The organism is Agrobacterium sp. LY4 (genome assembly GCF_001526585.1).
GTDB lineage: Bacteria > Pseudomonadota > Alphaproteobacteria > Rhizobiales > Rhizobiaceae > Agrobacterium > Agrobacterium leguminum.
This window is the reverse complement of record NZ_ASYA01000003.1, coordinates 33,649-50,745: the sequence shown is the minus strand read 5'-3', so window position 1 is coordinate 50,745 and position 17,097 is coordinate 33,649. Positions and strand designations below refer to the sequence as shown.

The following is a 17,097-nucleotide window of genomic DNA, read 5'->3' as shown; positions in this document are numbered from 1 at the left end:
CGCCGGCCTGAGCCGCTGTGTCATCCGGCAGCGACTATTTCGTGGTGTAACCGCCATTGACCAGAATGGTCTGGCCCGTCATCCACCAGCCGTCGGTGACAAGGAAGCGGATATAGGGAACGATGTCCTCGATATCGGTTAGACCGGTTTTCGAGAAGCCGGAAAGAGCGGCGGCGCTCTTGTGATAGGCCTGCGCCTCCGGCGTTTCCTGACCGTAGAAGAATGGCGTGTCCATCGGTCCGGGACCGATTGCCGTCACGGATATGCCGCGTTCGCCGAATTCCTTGGCAGCCGCACGGGTGAAGTGTTCCACCGGGGCCTTGGTGCCGGCATAGCTGGCGTAAAACGGGGTGAAGGCGCCCAGGAGCGATGTCACGAGGGTGCAGATTTTGCCGTTATCGCTGACGTGGCGTCCGGCCTGCTGGAGGAAAAAGAAGGCCGACTTGGCGTTAACGGCAGTCATCTCGTCATATTCGGCTTCCGACGTGTCGAGGATCGGCTTTTTCAGCACCTTGCCGACGGTGTTGATGGCGATATCCGGGCGGCCGATGGCGGCGACGGTATCGGCAAACAGCTTTTCGACCGCGCCTGCCGTGGTGAGATCGGCCTGAAGGGCGACGGCCTCAGCGCCGGCCGCCTTCACGGCGGCCACTGTTGCCTCGGCGTCGGCCCTGGTTGCGGCGCTGTTATAATGGATGGCGATGGCGCGGGCGCCCTGGCCGGCAAAATCGCGTGCAATCAATCCACCGAGATTTTTCGCGCCGCCGGCGATGATGACGGTTTTGCCCTTGAGGGAATGGTCTGTCATGGGTCGGCCTCCTTTTGCCGTGCTCGGCCAACTGGCGGCCGCTTTCGTTGCAGCAGGATATCGTCTAGCTTTGCGTGATAAAGGCGCTTACTCTGACATAACTTGTCAGAAAAGCCGCACAATAGGGTGTTTCCGGTTGGACCGTATCGACCTGTTCCGCATCTTCACACGCGTCGTTGACTGCGCGAGTTTCACGCGGGCCGCCGATACGCTCGGCATACCGCGCTCTTCGGTTTCGGCGGCGGTGCAGGAACTGGAAGGGCGTGTCGGTGCGCGGCTGCTGAACCGCACGACGCGCAAGGTCTCGCCAACCGAGGATGGTTCGGCCTTTTACGAGCGCTGCCAGCGGCTGATCGCCGATGTCGAAGATGCGGAAAATCTCTTCCGGCAGACGGCGGCGCAGCCTTCGGGCCGGTTGCGGATCGACGTGCCGGGCCGGATCGGGCGGCTGATCATCGCACCGGCACTCCCGGAATTTCTCGATCTTTATCCGCAGATCGACATAGGCCTCGGCGTTACCGACCGCGCCGTCGATCTGGTGGAAGACAATATCGATTGCGTGCTGCGCGTCGGACCGCTCAGCGATTCCGGCCTGATCGCGCGGCCGATAGGCAAGCTGCCGTTGATCAATGTCGCAAGCCCCTCCTATCTGGCGCGTCATGGAACGCCGAAAACGCCCCACGATCTTTCCCGCCACTGGGCGGTCAATTACGCGTCGCCCTCCAGCGGGCGGGTGGAAAACTGGGAATGGGTCGAAGGCGAGACGCTGCATTCGCTTTCCATGCGCGGCCGCGTCACCGTCAACAATGCCGAGGCCTATATCGCCTGCTGTCTTGCCGGTCTCGGCTTGATCCAGATACCGGCTTACGACGTCAGTCCGCATCTGGAGAGCGGCGAACTCATCGAGGTCATGCCGGCCCATCGGGCCGAGCCAATGCCGATGACGTTGCTTTATCCCCATCGACAGCATCTGTCGCGGCGGCTGCAGGTCTTTGCGGAGTGGCTGGAGGCGCTGCTGCGGCGACGGCTTCTGTAGCCCAGCATGCCTGCTGTGGCGATGCTCCAGCCTATTTTTATCATAGCGAGATTCGGCGTTATAAAGTGCAGCCGCTTGCGCCATTTTGACCTCCGCCAGAAATCTGAAGGGAGGCGCATATGCTCACGATCAATTCACAGGAAACAGCCGGGCTTTTGCCGTTTGACGGGCTTATCAAGGCCCTTGCCGCCGCCTTTGCGGAAGGCTGCGAGATGCCTGTGCGGCACCACCACACGATCAATGTGCCAAATGAAGCCGTCGCGACACTGCTATTGATGCCCGCCTGGCACGGCGCACGGCAGTCCACCCGTTATCTGGGGATCAAGATCGTCACCGTCTTTCCCGGAAACACCGGCAGAAACCTGCCGGGATTGACCTCGACCTATATGCTTTACGATGCGCAGACAGGCATTCAGCTGGCCACGCTGGACGGTAATGTCATCACCGGCCGCCGGACCGTTGCGGCGTCGGCGCTTGCCGCGGATTATCTTGCGCGCAAGGATGCCAGCCGGCTTTTGGTGCTGGGCGCCGGCCGTGTCGCGAGCCTCATTCCCGACGCCTACCGGGCTATCAGACCGCTCGAGCAGGTGGCCGTCTGGGATATCGATCGTGGCAATGCCGAGCGGCTGGCGCAAAGCATCGAGGCGTCGGGACTTGCGGCCACGGTGGTCGATGATCTGGAAGGGGCGGTTGCCGAGGCCGATATCGTCAGCGCCGCGACGCTCGCCACCACCCCGCTCATCCGGGGCGTGTGGCTGCGCCCCGGCACGCATGTCGATCTCATCGGCGGCTTCACGCCCGGCATGCGTGAGGCGGATGACGAAGCCATAGGCCGCGCCTCGGTCTTTATCGATACGGAGGAAGCACTGCACGAAGCGGGCGATCTCGTTCAGCCGATCGAAGCGGGCCTGTTTTCGGAGGAAAACGTCAGGTCGACGCTTGCCGGACTTTGCAGGGCAAACCGGTTTGCGCGCAGTAGCAATGATGAGATCACGTTCTATAAGGCTGTCGGGACCGCGCTAGCCGATCTTGCGGCGGCCACCATGGTTTATGAGGCCGCAACGCTGAACGGAAAAGGATGACAGACATGGCCAAACGCGAAATCCTTGAAGTGCCGGTGGTTTCAGAGGCGATCCGCCGGCTGGGAGCGCCGACCTCGGCGCTTGTCCGCTCCGGCAACATCGTCGCCACCTGCGGCATGCCGCCCGTCGATCTTGAGAAGGGCGACATCGTCAGGGGCGATATCGCCGCCCAGACACGGGCCTCGCTGGAAGCCCTGCGGGTGACACTGGCCGCAGCGGGCGCCACCTTCGAAGATGTGATCAAGACCACCATCTATGTCACCGATGCAGCATTGATGGGAACAGTGAACGACATATACCGCGAATATTTCACCGCCGGTTTTCCGGCGCGCACCTCGGCAACCATCAAACCCTGGTCCTTGCCCTTCGATATCGAAATCGAGTGCCTTGCTGTCCTTTGAGGGCAGGCGGGCATGAAAAAGGGCGGGTCGGCCGGATCGGCTGACGCGCCCACACGCATTTCTTGGGGCGCAAGATTGCGGGCCGGTTTTACGTGGACTGCTCCAGCGGTGAAAGTCCATAAACCGCCACGATATCTTCCCCCTTTTCGAGCCTTGCGACGATGCCGGGCTCCTTTTCCTGAATGGCGAGAGCCTGCCGTGCCGTTGCCAATGCTTCCTCGGGTGGCAGGATGCAGACGCCGTTTTCGTCGGCCAGCACGATATCGCCGCTCTGAACCTTGACCCCGCCGCAGACCACTGGCCCTGCGACATTTCCCCGGCCTCCGAGCTTGGTGGTGATGGGCGAGCGTCCCCGGCACCAGACAGGCAGGCCGGCGCTGCGGATCGAGCCGATATCGGTGACATAACCATCGAGAATGATGGCGGTAACACCGCGCGCGAGCGCTGCGGCGGTCATGACCGCACCCCAGCAGGCATGCCGGTCGTCGCTCAGTCGCTCGATGACGAGGATATCGCCGGGCATGGCGCGGGAAATGGCATGCGGAAGCGCCGTCCCGTCGTCTCCCGGCAGGCTGACGGTCAGCGCGCGACCGGCGATGCGAACGCCGTCGATCACGCATTGCATCGCCGGATCCATGAATCCATCAGATCTGAAATGGCCGATTGTCGCTGTCTCGACGCTCCGGAGCAGTTCGAGCGCCTCGTTGATTGTGTCGGGACTTTCCATGGGTGTCTCCAAAAGAAAGACGCCGGCGCGGGGGCCGGCGTCTGTGATATGGCAATATGGATCAGTTGGTCTTGGCCAGATCGCGTTTCACGGTCTCGGTCAGCGCCAGCAGGGCGACGGCCGAGAGCAGGGCGGAGCCGATCATGTACCAGGCGACGGATGCGCCGCTGCCGGTGGCGGAAAGCAGCCATGTGGTGATGACGGGAGTAAGCGCGCTGCCCAGAACCCCCGAGAGCATATAGGCGATGGACAGGCCGGAATAGCGGACCTTGGTGCCGAAAAGTTCGGCGAGGAAGGTGGCGATCGGGCCGTAATTGGCGGCAAAGGCCGTCATCATCAGCAGGTAGCCCGCAAGTGCGCCGGCAAAGGTGGCGGTATCCATCAGCCAGAACATCGGGAAAGCGACGAGCGCTTCGGCCAGAATGCCGCCGAGAATGACGGGCCGGCGGCCGACCTTGTCGGAAAGCAGGCCGAAGAGCGGCAAAAGGAAAATACACGCCATGCAGGAAATCAATACGATCACCAGCATCTCGTTGCGGGAGATGTTGAGCGCCTGCGTGCCATAGCTCAGGCCGAAGGCGACGATGAGGTTGAAGGACGATCCGGTGGACATGGTGGCGATGCCGCCGAGAAGAACCGTTTTCCAGGATTTGGAAAGCAGCTCGAAGAAGGGCACGCGCACGGTCGCCTCTTCCGTCTTCACCTTGGCGAAGGACGGCGTTTCGGCGGTGTTGAGCCGAACATAGGCGCCGACGGCGACCAGAAGAATGCTGACGAGGAACGGAATGCGCCAGCCCCAGGAAATCAGGTCCTCGGGCGCCATGGTGAAACCGATGGCAAGGAAAGCGAGGTTGGCGATCAATGTGCCGGCCGGAACGCCGATCTGCACCCAGGAGCCATAAAGGCCGCGCCGGTTCTGCGGCGCATGTTCCACCGCCATCAGCACCGCGCCGCCCCATTCGCCGCCGAGCGCGAGACCCTGCACGACGCGCAGCGCCAGAAGCAGGATGGGCGCCCAGACGCCGATCTGTTCGTAATTCGGCAGAAGGCCGATGGCGAAGGTTGCCACACCCATCATGACCAGCGAGACGAGCAGCATCGACTTGCGGCCGATCCTGTCGCCGAAATGGCCGAAAAGCGCTGCCCCGACGATGCGGGCGAGATAGGCCGAGGCGAAGGTGCCGAAGGCCAGAAGCGTGCCGACGAGCGCATCGAAACTCGGAAAGAAGACCTTGTTGAAGACCAGCGCCGAAGCGGTGGCGAAGACGAAAAGATCGTACCATTCGACAGTGGTGCCGATGACGCTTGCGACGGCGATCCGCCGAACGCCAACCGGCTGTTTCTCGACGGAGCCCACGAGTGCGGTTTCCCCTTGCATGAACATTCCCCTTTATGTTGCTGTGAAGGAAAACGGGGAAACGACGAAGCGGAGCGGCCCCACGCCGAAGGCATGAGATGACGATAGCCATTTCCAGCGGAGCAACCGTTTTCGGTTCTCTCCGTCAGTCCGACATGCTGCGATGTTCCCCTGTTTTGCGCAATGATGGGAAAGCGGGAGGCTCCCGACAAATAGATAATGCAGATTTCTTCCATAGGGCCGCGCTATAGACCAAATCCTGGGCATTTTCGGGCATCTCGGCGCCGTCTATGAATTTTGAAATAGATAATAAAATCAGGGAAATATCGCAGGCGCTGTTTTTCTTTGCCGCTCGGCTGCGCAGTCCCTGCCTGTCTTTTGACCGGCTGAAATTTCTTTTTCGGCCGCAAAGACCGCCGCTCTTATTCTAAGTATCGAATCTATCTATTTTTGAATTTTCCGGTTTGGTCTTATCCCCTTTGTCATTCCACGGAGTGAAAAGAGGTCGTCTGCGGGCTGCCGGCTACGCCGGGGCATTGCTGCCGCGCGACCATAACAGGGGACCGAAATGAAGAGATTGAGCAATATCCGGCCGGACATGTCACGCCTGTGGGCGACGCTGATGCGTTCCGCCGAAATCGGCGCGACCGAAAAGGGCGGCCTGAAGCGGCTGGCGCTTTCCGACGAGGATGCGGCGATGCGGCACCAGTTCATTCACTGGTGCGAGGAGGCGGGCCTGACGGTCAGGATCGACGCGGTGGGCAATATCTTCGCCGAACGGGCAGGAACCGATGCGGATGCCAAGCCCGTGCTGGTTGGCAGCCACCTCGACACGCAGGTTCATGGCGGCCGCTTCGACGGTATTCTTGGAGTGCTGGCCGGGCTGGAACTCGTGCGCACGCTGAATGATCATTCGATTGCCACACGCCGGCCGATCACCCTTGTGAACTGGACCAATGAGGAGGGCGCGCGTTTCGAGCCGCCGATGATCGGCTCGGCGGTTTTCACCGGCGCCAGGGCGGCGGAATTCGCCTATTCCCGCGGGGATCGCGATGGCTTTACGCTTGGCGGCGAGTTGGAGCGCATCGGCTTCAAGGGTAAAGACGCGATTTCGGCGGAGGCTTTCGACAGTCTGTTCGAGCTGCATATCGAACAGGGGCCGCGATTGGAGGCAGCGGCCAAGCAACTCGGCATCGTTACCGGCGCTTTCGGCGTGCGTGGTTTCGTGGTGGAAGTGCACGGCGAGACCGGCCATGTCGGCCCGACGCCGATGCCGGCGCGCAAGAATGCGCTGGTGGGTGCCGCTGAGGTGACGCTGGCGATCAATGAGATCGGCTGGGCCAATCACGAGACCGGCGGCAAGTCCACGACGATGCGCATCAGGGCCGAACCCAATCTCCTCGGTGCGCTGCCGAATTTCGTGGAAATGACCTGCGACATGCGCCACCCCGACGATGCCGTTGTCAGCACCATGTTCGAAGCCTTCAAGGCGAGACTTCCCGAGCTGGAAGAGCGGTCACGCTGCAGAATCGTCGTCAAGGAAGGCTGGGCTTATGGCGGCATGCATTTCGACGCTGGCTGCATCGAACTCATCCGCAATGCCACCGATGCTTTCGGTTATTCCTCGATGGACCTCCTTACCGAGGCCGGGCATGACGCCATGCATGTCGCCGAATATCTGCCAACGGCGATGATCTTCACGCCGTGCGAGGGCGGTCTTTCCCATAACGAGGCGGAAAACGTCACGATTGCCGACATCGAACCCGGTGTTAACGTGCTGGTTCAGGCCGTTCTGGAGCGCGCGAACCGCGCGGACTGATGCTCGAGCGCTTTCGCTTTTTTGCGAAGCTCGAAAAGGCTCAACACTCTGTTTTAGCGTATTCCCGGCCGGTAGCGCCGGGGTCCGCTTTTGCTGGATTTAGAGGGAACGGCGAAAAGTGCGACCGCTTTTCGCCGTTTTCCTATTCGCTCCCCGTTTCCACAAGGGCTGCCGCCGCCTGCGCATCGAAAAGCTCGTTTTCGAAAATAGTCAGGAATGCCCGCTCGGCGCCGCCGAGGTCCATATCGGGGTTGCGGAGAAAATAGGCGTCGGCCCCGAGCGAATCCTGAAGCAGCGGGATCTGCCAAAGCTCGTCTTCCTCAAAGCCGCGCGCCGCATCCAGCGGCAGAATGCCCACGCCGATGCCGGCAATGATCATTCGCCGGACTTCTTCCATATGCGGGCTGGAGCCGACGGTCCATTTGCCGAGCCCCACACCGTCGCGAAGGGCGATCATCGGTTCAAGCGCGCCGCCTTCCTGGCTGCAGGTGAAGGCTACGAAGGCTTCCTGCCGCAATTCCTCCATGGTGATGTCGCCACGACCGTAAAAGGGATGGGAAGCACCGCAATAAATCCCGAATGTTTCCCTGAGCAGGAATTTGCAGTCCATTCCAGCGAGCGGTTTCGGCAGCAGGCAAATGCCGAATGGGGCCTGTTTCTGGCCGATGGCGCGAACGATATCCTGCGTATTGGCGACATCGATGCGGATGGTCACGGATGGATGACGCCGCCGCAACTGGCGCAGCGCCTGATCGAGCTGTGGGAGCACGAGATTGGTGACGATGAGGACACGCACCTGACCCGTGAGGTCATCCGCCTCGGTCGAGAGTTTTTCGCCGATACGCTCGACCCGCAGGAAAATTTCGGCACATTCCTGACGAAGCATTTCGCCTTGAACCGTCAGCACGAAACGGCGGCTGTCGCGCTGGATCAACTGGCACCCCAGCGTTTCCTCCAGCTTTTGCAGCGCGGCGGTTACCGAGGGCTGGCGCACGAAAAGCCGGTTGGCCGCCCGCGTGATGCTGCCTTCCTCGACGATGACCAGAAAGGTCCGCAGCAGGTTCCAGTTCAGATGCTGGATGCGGGGGGCATAACGTGACAACGATGCGTTCCTCGAATGAATTGCGGTTGCATCTTATAGCTATTTTTGCCGGCGAAAAACGTCCACCGACTGCAAAGAGTGGCGCTTTTGACCGGGGACGCGATTTTATTCTCCGGCGGGCCTGCGGAAAGCGGCCCGCCACGTCGGCGCGGCCGCGTCAGCCGCGATATTGGTCATCCGTCACCTGTTCCATCCAGTCTACCACCTTGCCATCCTTGACCTCCTGAAGTGCAATATGGGTCATGGCGACATTCGGTGCTGCCCCGTGCCAGTGCCTTTCTCCCGGTGCGAACCAGACTGTATCGCCGGGGCGGATTTCCTCCACCGGGCCGCCTTCGCGCTGCGCCCGGCCAAAGCCGGAAACCACAATAAGGGTCTGGCCGAGGGGATGCGTGTGCCAGGCGGTGCGGGCGCCGGGTTCGAAGGTAACCTGAGCGCCCTGAACCCGTTCGGCATCAAAGGGGTTGAAGAGGGGATCGATGCGGACCTGCCCCGTGAACCATGCCTCGGGGCCTTTCGCCGATGCCCGTGTTCCTGCGCGCAATATTTCCATTGGTCGTTCTCCTGATGGCTGACTCGAGGCGATTTGAAGCGGGAATCCTCCCATTGTCCACAGTGAAATGAAAACCGGCATGATCTGCCGGCCAAGGACATTTTCCGAAGCTCCGTGCTGCGCTTGTCCCGGCGCATTTCCGGATTTTTAAGCCTTTTCCGCAGGTCGGAATTGCTTATCCCGCCGCTTTTCACGCCCTTCGATAAAAATCATTCTCAGGATTGACTCATTTATGAAAACGGTTACATTCGCCGATGTAAACGGTTTCATTAGTTAAAAACCGTGCTTGGAGGAGCAAATTTCATGTTTAGACATTTGATGGCTGCTGCCGCGATGGTGCTGGCGGCGGGCACGTCGGCGCATGCCCAGGAGCAGAGCTTCAAGATCGGTCTTTCCAATTCTTTCGTCGGCAGCGAATGGCGCACGCAGATGATCGAAGAGGCTCAGGCTGCCGCCAAAGCGTGGGGCGAAAAGGGCGTCAAGGTTGAGGTTGTCGTTCAGAGCGGCAATGTCGATGTGCAGGGGCAGATCGGCCATATCCGCAATTTCATGAACCAGGGCGTCGATGCGATCCTCATCAACCCCGGCAGCCCGACGGCCTTTGATCCGATCTTCGCGCAGGCCAAGGCGCGCAACATTCTCGTCATCGCAACCGACGCCGAAGTGTCCTCGAAGGATGCGCTTTATGTCGGCATCGACCAGAAGGCATGGGCGGCGCAATCCGCGCAATGGCTTGCGGATGCGCTGAAGGGTAAGGGAAGCGTCGTCGCCATCAACGGCATTGCCGGCAACCCGGCCAACGAAGCTCGCGTCGCCGGTTATCGCGAAGTGTTCAAGAAATACCCTGATATCAAGGTGCTGAACGAAGCCAATGCGAGCTGGGATCAGGCGCAGGGCCAGCAGGCCATGCAGAACCTGCTCGCGACCTATCCCGATATCAGCGGTGTCTGGGTGCAGGACGGCATGGCGGACGGCGCATGGCGCGCCATCGAAGCCGCCGGCAAGACCAAGGACATTGCCGCGACCGGTGAAATCCGCAAGGACTTCATGACCCGCTGGGAAAAGGAAAAGTTCAATTCCGGCGCTTCGGTCAATCCTCCGGGCGTCATGGCCAGTGCGCTCAACGTCGCTGTCCTGAAGCTGCAGGGCAAGGAATTCAAGGACGGCATTTTCGGTGGCACCTATGGCAACGCCATCTATATTCCGATCCCCTTCGTCAGCAATGACAACCTTGCCGACAATATCAAGGCTGCCGATGGCAAGCCTGGCTACTGGTCCGTCACGGCAACCGTGACGCCGGAGCAGGCTGGCGAGTTCTTCAAGTAAGAGCCGTTTCGGGTCGGCGACAAGCGCCGGCCCGAACCAGAATTTCGAGTGCGGACCGGGCGTTGGCCGGCCGCCTGTGACAAGCATCATTCGGGGACATGCGATGGCGAACGCTTTGGAAGCGGCCGGCATAACGAAGAATTTTGGCGCGGTGCGCGCGCTTTCCGACGGCAGGCTGACGGTTGGTCGCGGTGAAATTCACGCGCTTCTGGGCGCCAATGGCTGCGGCAAGAGCACGCTCTGCAAGATCGTTGCGGGCGCGGTCGCGCCGACCAGCGGTGCGATCAGGTTCAATGGCGAAGACGTGCGCTTCAAAAGCCCGCGGGACGCCGAAAATGCCGGTATTGCGCTGTTTTATCAGGAACTCAGCCTCGTTCCGCAGCTTTCTGTCGCCGATAATATCTTTCTCGGCCGCGAGCCGAAACGTGGCATCTTTGTCGACGGCAAGGCGCTGAAGGCCGAAGCGGCGAGACTGATCGCGCTGTTTGACGGCGTGGCTGGCGAAGGGCTGGAGCCGGATGCGATTGTCGGCAATCTGCCGCCCGATCAGCGTCAGCTCGTCGAAATCCTCAAGGTTTTCGCCCAGAATGCCAGCCTGATGATCATGGACGAGGCGACCGCGGCGCTCGATGGCCGCCAGTCGCAGCGCTTTTTCGAGATACTCCGGGCCAAGAAGGCCGACGGTGTCTCCACCATCATGATTTCCCATCGTCTCGACGAGGTTTTCGCCGTCTGCGACCGCATCACCGTGATGCGGAACGGCGTGACGATTTCCGAACTCGATACGGCAGCCACCACCCGTGAGGCCGTCGTGCATGACATGGTCGGCGATGTTCGGGCCGCTCCTGCCCGTCAGAAAGGGCGTTCGGCTGCTGCGCCGAGCCTGAAGCTGGCGGATGTGGCGGGTGAGGGCGTTCGCGGTGTCACTCTGGAAGCGTATCCGGGCGAAATCGTCGGTCTGGCCGGCCTGCAGGGTCAGGGCCAGTCGGCCTTGCTGAAGGGTCTTTTCGGTGCCAACCCATTTGCTACCGGCCAAATCCGGTTCGAGGGCCGTGAAATCACCATCGGCAAGCCGTCGCAGGCGGTTCATAGTGGTTTTGCCTATGTCTCTGGCGACCGTGGCCGTGACGCTTCCCTTCAGGGCCGGTCGATCTTCGAAAATCTCGTTGCGGCGCTGATGGTGCGCGAGAAGATGCGGCTGGTCCGTCCCGCGACGCTGAAGCCGCGCGTGCAGAAGGTCGCGGATGACATGAAGACGAAGTTTGCCGGCCTGGATATGCCGATAGGCACGCTTTCAGGCGGCAACCAGCAGAAAATCTTCATCTCCCGTTGGCTCGCCACGGCACCGAAACTGCTGCTGCTCGACGACCCGACCAAGGGCATCGATCTTGGCGCGAAAGCCGATCTCTTCGCCCTGATGCGGCAACAGGCCGATGCCGGTGCGACCATCCTTCTTTATTCCTCGGAGGATGCGGAAATCCTCGAATATGCCGACCGCATTCTTGTGTTCAACGGTGGACGCATTTCTGCGGAACTGACCGGAGCCGACATGACATCCGTAAACATGACCCGCGCCGCCTATGGAGATGCCGCATGAGCGCCTCCGGTTTTCTGCGCAGGCAGCCATGGGTCATCACCCTCGTCGTACTGGCGCTTCTCATCGCCGTGAACACGTTTCTGCAACCCTCCTTCGTTCAGCCCTCTGTGCTGCAATCGAACCTGACGACGTTTCTGCCGTTCATTCTGGTGGCCATCGGCCAGACCTATGTCATTCTGGCGGGCGATATCGATCTGTCGGTCGGCAGCATCGTGGCGCTTGCCAATGTCGTCACCGTCAGCGTCATCGCAGCACTCGGCGGTACGACAGGCGCCGTCTTCGCCGGCATGGCGGCGGGTGCGGCTGTCGGGCTGCTCTGCGGACTGGTCAATGGCCTCTTCATCTCCGGCCTGCGCTTCCAGCCGATCGTCACCACCTTCGCAACCGGCATCATCTTCGCCGGGCTGGCGATCTGGGTGCTGCCGCAGGCGGGTCTTCCGGTGCCGGAGGCCTATTGGCAGACCTATTCCGGCAGCTTCATCGGCTTTCCCTTCGTGCTGTGGGTGCTGATTGGGGGCATCGCCTTCACCCTCATCGTGTCGCGTATTCCGTTTCATACGCACCTGTTGGCCGTCGGCGGCAATCGCACCGGAGCCTTCCAGACGGGTCTGCGCCTCTCGGGCATCCGCATCGGCGCATATATGATCTCCGGCCTGTTCTCGGCGCTGGCGGCGCTGTGCCTGACGGGGGAGACGGCCTCGGGCGACCCGTTGCTCGGTGCAAGTCTGGCGCTGTCTTCCATCTCGGCCGTGGTTCTGGGCGGCACCGCACTTTCGGGCGGTTTCGGCAGCTCGACAGGGTCGATTGCCGGCGCGCTGGTGCTCGGCATGATCGGCAATGTGATTTTCTTTGCGGGCCTGCCCTTCGAGTACCAGACACTGGTGCAGGGTTTGATCGTGCTGACGGCGCTGGCCGGCGGCGTTCTGGTGACGAGGCGTTGATATGACCAATCCCGGCTTGCAACTCAAAACCCTCCTCACAGATCCCCTGACCATCGCGATTGGCGCATCGGTCTTCCTGCTGCTGGTCGGCGAATTGTTGTCGCCCGGCTTCGCGCAAGGGTCCCAGATCGTGCGGCTGCTGACGATTGCCGCCATTCTCGGCATCGTCGCGGCGGGCCAGAACCTCGTCATCCTCGGCGGTCGCGAAGGCATCGACCTTTCAGTCGGCGCGATGATTTCGCTTGGCGCCGTCCTTGCCGGCAATATGATGAACGGCCAGAATGTGGGCATTCCGCTTGCCATTCTCGTTGCAGGTGGCATTCCTTTCCTGATCGGCCTGATCAATGGCCTCGGCATTACCTTCGTGCGCATTCCGCCGCTGGTCATGACGCTTGGCATGACGGCAGTCATTCAGGGCGGGCTGGTCGTTTATTCGCAGGGTGTTCCGTCGGGCGCGGCCGCGCCCCTGCTGGCGGGTTTCATCAACCGGCCGCTCATCTTCGGCATTCCCGGCGTACTCTTCGTCTGGCTGGGCATCGCCGCGATCATGCTGTTCGTGCTGCGCCGCACCGCCTTTGGTTTCGCCATCTATGCTATCGGTTCCAACGAGCGGGCGGCGACGCTCACCGGATTGCCCGTCTCTTTGATCCGCACGCTGCTTTACGGGCTTTCCGGCCTGTTTGCCGGGCTGACCGGGGTGTGCGTGATCGGTTACACCGGCACGTCCTTTATCTCCGTTGGCGACCAATATGTGCTTCCGTCGATCATTGCTGTCGTCATCGGCGGCACCTCGCTTGCCGGCGGTGCGGGCGGATATGTCGGAACCATGGCCGGGGCAGTTGCGCTCACCATTCTGCAAAGCGTACTGATAACGCTCAACCTCGATGTATGGGCACGGCAGATCATATTCGGTGTCACGTTGCTAGCGCTGATGCTGCTTTATGGCCGCCAAAAGCAGTTGCGTGTGTGACAGATGAGCAAAGACCAAGGTTCGAATATCAGGGAAGTGGCAGCTCTCGCGGGCGTTTCCATCGCGACCGTATCGCGGGCGCTGCAACAACCCGACAAGGTTCGCCCGGAAACCCGCAAGAAGGTTTTCGACGCCGTGCGGCAGGCGAACTTCGTCCCCAATGCGCAGGCCGCAAGTTTCCGCCGCCAATCCAACAACACTGTCATCCTTCTCGTTCGCGATATCGGCAACCCGTTTTATCTCGAAATCTACAAGGGCGTTGAGGAAGCGGCGGGCGAAGCGGGCTTCAAGGTGCTGATGGGCGATGCCCGCAACGACGAAAACCGCGTGGCGACCCATATCGACATGGTGCGCCAGAAACATGCCGACGGCCTGATCCTGATGACCGGCCAGTTTCCCGCCGAGCTTCTCGATCAGGGCGACGCGCTGCCGCCGATTGTCATCGCGTCGGAAACGGTACCCGGCCTCGCGCTGCCGACCGTCAAGGTGGACAACCGCGCCGCCTCCAAAAACGCCATGCGCCACCTCATCGAGGCGGGACATCAAAGGATTGTGCATCTGGCCGGTCCGGTCCCGGAAAGTCTGGCGCAGGAGCGTTTCGATGGTTATCGCGCGGCACTTGCCGAAGCCGGCATCGCTTATGCCGACGAACTGGTGGTGACGGGCGATTACAGCATCGAGGCCGGACGTCAGGCAATTGGCAGCCTTCTCGAAGGCGGCATTGCCTTCACCGCAATCTTCGCCTCGAGCGACCAGATGGCGATTGGCGCGATCAGCGAGTTGCGCGCGCGTGGCGTTTCGGTTCCGGCCGATGTCTCCGTCATCGGCTTCGACGATATCATTTTCGCCAATGCCTTTGAGCCGCCGCTGACCACGGTGCGCCAGCCCCGCCAGGAAATGGGCCGCAGGGCCATGGCGCTGATGGTGGACCGGCTGAACGGCAAACGCACGGCCGAGACCATCGTGCTGGATACGGAACTGGTAGTGCGCGGCTCGGTCGCGCCCTGCCGCCCGCCGCATCGGTAGCGGCCAGACTGTGAATGCAAGGAGTGTAAGGACATGAAGACGATCAAAGGCCCGGCGATTTTCCTCGCGCAATTTGTCGGGGACAAGGCCCCCTTCGACACGCTCGACAATCTCGGCCAATGGGCGGCTTCCCTCGGTTACAAGGGCATCCAGGTGCCAACCGATCCCAGGCTCTTCGATCTTGAGAAGGCCGCTGCATCCAAGACCTATTGCGACGATATCAAGGGCCGGCTTGCCGAGATGGGTATCGAGATCACCGAGCTTTCGACCCATATTCAGGGCCAGCTTGTCGCCGTTCACCCGGCCTATGACGAAATGTTCGACGGTTTTGCACCCGCCGAACTGCGCGGCAAACCCAAGGCGCGGCAGGAATGGGCGGTCAACCAGCTGAAATATGCGGCAAAAGCGTCGCAGCATCTCGGCCTCAAGAGCCATGCCACCTTCTCTGGCGCACTCGCCTGGCCCTTCGTTTACCCATGGCCGCAGCGCCCGGCGGGCCTAGTCGAACTGACCTTTGCGGAGCTGGGCAAGCGCTGGACCCCCATTCTCGATGCCTTTGAAGAGAGCGGCGTTGATCTCTGCTACGAACTGCATCCGGGCGAAGATCTGCATGACGGCATCACCTTCGAGCGTTTCCTCGAAGCCACCGGCAATCACCCGCGCGCCAACATCCTCTACGATCCCTCCCACTTCGTCCTTCAGGCGATGGATTATCTCGATTTCATCGACATCTACCACGAGCGCATCCGCGCCTTTCACGTCAAGGATGCCGAGTTCAATCCGACTGGCCGTTCCGGCGTATATGGCGGTTATCAAAGCTGGGTCGACCGGCCGGGCCGTTTCCGCTCGCTCGGCGACGGGCATGTCGATTTCGGCGCGGTGTTTTCCAAGCTCACCCAATATGACTTCGACGGCTGGGCGGTGCTGGAGTGGGAATGCGCGCTGAAGCATCCGGAAGACGGCGCGCGCGAAGGCGCCGGCTTCATTGAAAACCACATCATCCGCGTGACCGAGCGGGCTTTCGACGATTTCGCCAAAAGCGGTGTCGATGATGCCGCCAATCGTCGCCTTCTCGGTCTCTGAAAGGAAACTTCATGTCCTCTACGACAGCAAAATTCGACAGCCGCCGTATCCGCCTCGGCATGGTCGGCGGCGGTCAGGGCGCCTTTATCGGGGCGGTGCATCGCATCGCGGCCCGGCTGGATGACCGTTACGAACTGGTGGCCGGCGCGCTTTCCTCCGATCCCGCACGTGCAGCCGCTTCGGCAACCCTGCTCGGCATTGCGCCTGAGCGTTCCTATGCCTCGTTCGAGGACATGGCGGCGGCCGAGGCTGGGCGTGAGGACGGTATCGAGGCGGTCGCCATCGTCACGCCGAACCACCTGCATTTCGCCCCCTCCAAGGCCTTTCTCGAAGCCGGCATCCACGTCATCTGCGACAAGCCGGTTACCGCGACGTTGGAGGAAGCAAAGGCACTGGCCGAGATCGTCAGGGCATCCGACAGCCTGTTCGTCCTGACGCACAATTACACCGGCTACGCGATGTTGCGGCAGATGCGGGAAATGGTGGCGAGTGGCGACGTCGGCAAGTTGCGCCACGTTCAGGCCGAATATGCGCAGGATTGGCTGACCGAAGCCGTTGAAAAGACCGGCGCAAAGGGTGCGGAATGGCGCACTGACCCCAGCCGTTCCGGCGCGGGCGGCGCAATCGGCGATATCGGCACGCACGCTTTCAACGCTGCCGCCTTTGTGACGGGCGAAATCCCCGCGAGCCTTTATGCCGATCTGACGTCGTTCGTTCCGGGCAGGCAGCTGGATGACAGCGCCAATATTCTGCTGCGTTATGCAAGCGGCGCAAAAGGCATGCTCTGGGCGAGCCAGATCGCGGTTGGCAACGAAAACGCCCTGTCGCTCAGGGTCTATGGCGACAAGGGCGGGCTTGAATGGCACCACCGGGTGCCGGACGAGCTGTGGTTCACGCCTTACGGCGAGCCGAAGCGTCTGATCACCCGCAATGGCGCGGGTGCAGGCGATGCCGCCAACCGCGTCAGCCGCGTGCCGTCAGGGCACCCGGAAGGATATCTCGAGGGTTTTGCGACGATCTACCGCGAAGCCGCAGATGCAATCATCGCAAAGAGGGAGGGAAAAACAGCCGCCGGGGATGTGATTTACCCCGGCATAGAGGACGGCCTTGCGGGTCTCGCATTCATCGATGCGGCCGTCCGGTCCAGTCGGACCTCGTCCTGGGTCGGGATCGACATTTAGCTCACCCAAATATCGGGGACGGACGACGCAGGGCACAGGAGGCGGTGCCCGGCATGACCCGGCCAGACGGCCGGGAAAGGCGAGGGCA

16 protein-coding genes are annotated in these 17,097 nt (G+C 61.4%); 11 read left to right on the top strand and 5 right to left on the bottom strand.

Annotated elements, in window-relative coordinates:
• Positions 1 to 34 precede the first annotated feature (34 nt).
• Positions 35 to 808, bottom strand: coding sequence for an SDR family oxidoreductase (locus L904_RS05475; RefSeq protein ID WP_020811096.1), 774 nt, complete (start codon positions 806 to 808; stop codon positions 35 to 37).
• Between the two features lie 136 nt (positions 809 to 944).
• On the opposite strand from L904_RS05475, the gene L904_RS05470 reads away from it, so the two are divergent.
• From L904_RS05470 to L904_RS05460, 3 genes are all read left to right on the top strand, one after another.
• On the top strand, positions 945 to 1,844 hold the full coding sequence (locus L904_RS05470) for a LysR family transcriptional regulator (protein ID WP_020811095.1): 900 nt from the start codon (positions 945 to 947) through the stop codon (positions 1,842 to 1,844).
• A gap of 119 nt (positions 1,845 to 1,963) precedes the next feature.
• On the top strand, positions 1,964 to 2,926 hold the full coding sequence (locus tag L904_RS05465; protein ID WP_020811094.1) for an ornithine cyclodeaminase family protein: 963 nt from the start codon (positions 1,964 to 1,966) through the stop codon (positions 2,924 to 2,926).
• Positions 2,923 to 3,327 (top strand): RidA family protein, encoded by a 405-nt coding sequence (locus L904_RS05460; RefSeq protein ID WP_020811093.1) that lies wholly within the window; start codon positions 2,923 to 2,925, stop codon positions 3,325 to 3,327. The genes L904_RS05465 and L904_RS05460 overlap by 4 nt, the downstream gene beginning before the upstream one ends.
• A gap of 88 nt (positions 3,328 to 3,415) precedes the next feature.
• On the opposite strand, the gene L904_RS05455 is transcribed toward L904_RS05460, so the two are convergent.
• Both L904_RS05455 and L904_RS05450 read right to left on the bottom strand, forming a co-directional pair.
• Positions 3,416 to 4,054: an RraA family protein gene (locus tag L904_RS05455; protein ID WP_020811092.1), complete on the bottom strand. Its 639-nt coding sequence runs from the start codon at positions 4,052 to 4,054 to the stop codon at positions 3,416 to 3,418.
• A 61-nt stretch (positions 4,055 to 4,115) separates the two neighbouring features.
• On the bottom strand, positions 4,116 to 5,432 hold the full coding sequence (locus tag L904_RS05450) for an MFS transporter (protein ID WP_233283611.1): 1,317 nt from the start codon (positions 5,430 to 5,432) through the stop codon (positions 4,116 to 4,118).
• A gap of 547 nt (positions 5,433 to 5,979) precedes the next feature.
• On the opposite strand from L904_RS05450, the gene L904_RS05445 reads away from it, so the two are divergent.
• A complete protein-coding gene (locus L904_RS05445) occupies positions 5,980 to 7,230 on the top strand; it encodes a Zn-dependent hydrolase (RefSeq protein WP_031234047.1) in 1,251 nt (416 codons plus the stop codon).
• Between the two features lie 142 nt (positions 7,231 to 7,372).
• Here L904_RS05445 and L904_RS05440 read toward each other — a convergent pair whose 3' ends face one another.
• The gene (locus L904_RS05440) at positions 7,373 to 8,332 is read right to left on the bottom strand and encodes a LysR family transcriptional regulator (RefSeq protein ID WP_020811089.1); all 960 of its coding nucleotides are present in this window, start codon (positions 8,330 to 8,332) and stop codon (positions 7,373 to 7,375) included.
• A 157-nt stretch (positions 8,333 to 8,489) separates the two neighbouring features.
• Positions 8,490 to 8,885 carry a cupin domain-containing protein gene (locus L904_RS05435; protein ID WP_020811088.1) on the bottom strand — a complete coding sequence of 132 codons (396 nt, stop codon included), beginning with the start codon at positions 8,883 to 8,885 and terminating at the stop codon, positions 8,490 to 8,492.
• Between the two features lie 303 nt (positions 8,886 to 9,188).
• On the opposite strand from L904_RS05435, the gene L904_RS05430 reads away from it, so the two are divergent.
• The 7 genes from L904_RS05430 (at position 9,189) to L904_RS05400 (ending at position 17,009) form a co-directional block, all read left to right on the top strand.
• On the top strand, positions 9,189 to 10,211 hold the full coding sequence (locus L904_RS05430) for a substrate-binding domain-containing protein (protein ID WP_003522041.1): 1,023 nt from the start codon (positions 9,189 to 9,191) through the stop codon (positions 10,209 to 10,211).
• A gap of 103 nt (positions 10,212 to 10,314) precedes the next feature.
• A complete protein-coding gene (locus L904_RS05425; protein WP_020811087.1) occupies positions 10,315 to 11,808 on the top strand; it encodes a sugar ABC transporter ATP-binding protein in 1,494 nt (497 codons plus the stop codon).
• Positions 11,805 to 12,749, top strand: a complete 945-nt coding sequence (locus L904_RS05420) for an ABC transporter permease (RefSeq protein ID WP_020811086.1) — start codon at positions 11,805 to 11,807, stop codon at positions 12,747 to 12,749. Before L904_RS05425 ends, L904_RS05420 begins: the two co-directional genes overlap by 4 nt.
• 1 nt (position 12,750) lies before the next feature.
• A complete protein-coding gene (locus tag L904_RS05415; protein WP_020811085.1) occupies positions 12,751 to 13,719 on the top strand; it encodes an ABC transporter permease in 969 nt (322 codons plus the stop codon).
• A gap of 3 nt (positions 13,720 to 13,722) precedes the next feature.
• Positions 13,723 to 14,745, top strand: coding sequence for a LacI family DNA-binding transcriptional regulator (locus L904_RS05410; protein ID WP_020811084.1), 1,023 nt, complete (start codon positions 13,723 to 13,725; stop codon positions 14,743 to 14,745).
• A 33-nt stretch (positions 14,746 to 14,778) separates the two neighbouring features.
• Positions 14,779 to 15,828, top strand: a complete 1,050-nt coding sequence (locus tag L904_RS05405) for a sugar phosphate isomerase/epimerase (RefSeq protein WP_020811083.1) — start codon at positions 14,779 to 14,781, stop codon at positions 15,826 to 15,828.
• An 11-nt stretch (positions 15,829 to 15,839) separates the two neighbouring features.
• Positions 15,840 to 17,009 carry a Gfo/Idh/MocA family protein gene (locus L904_RS05400; protein WP_020811082.1) on the top strand — a complete coding sequence of 390 codons (1,170 nt, stop codon included), beginning with the start codon at positions 15,840 to 15,842 and terminating at the stop codon, positions 17,007 to 17,009.
• Positions 17,010 to 17,097 lie beyond the last annotated feature (88 nt).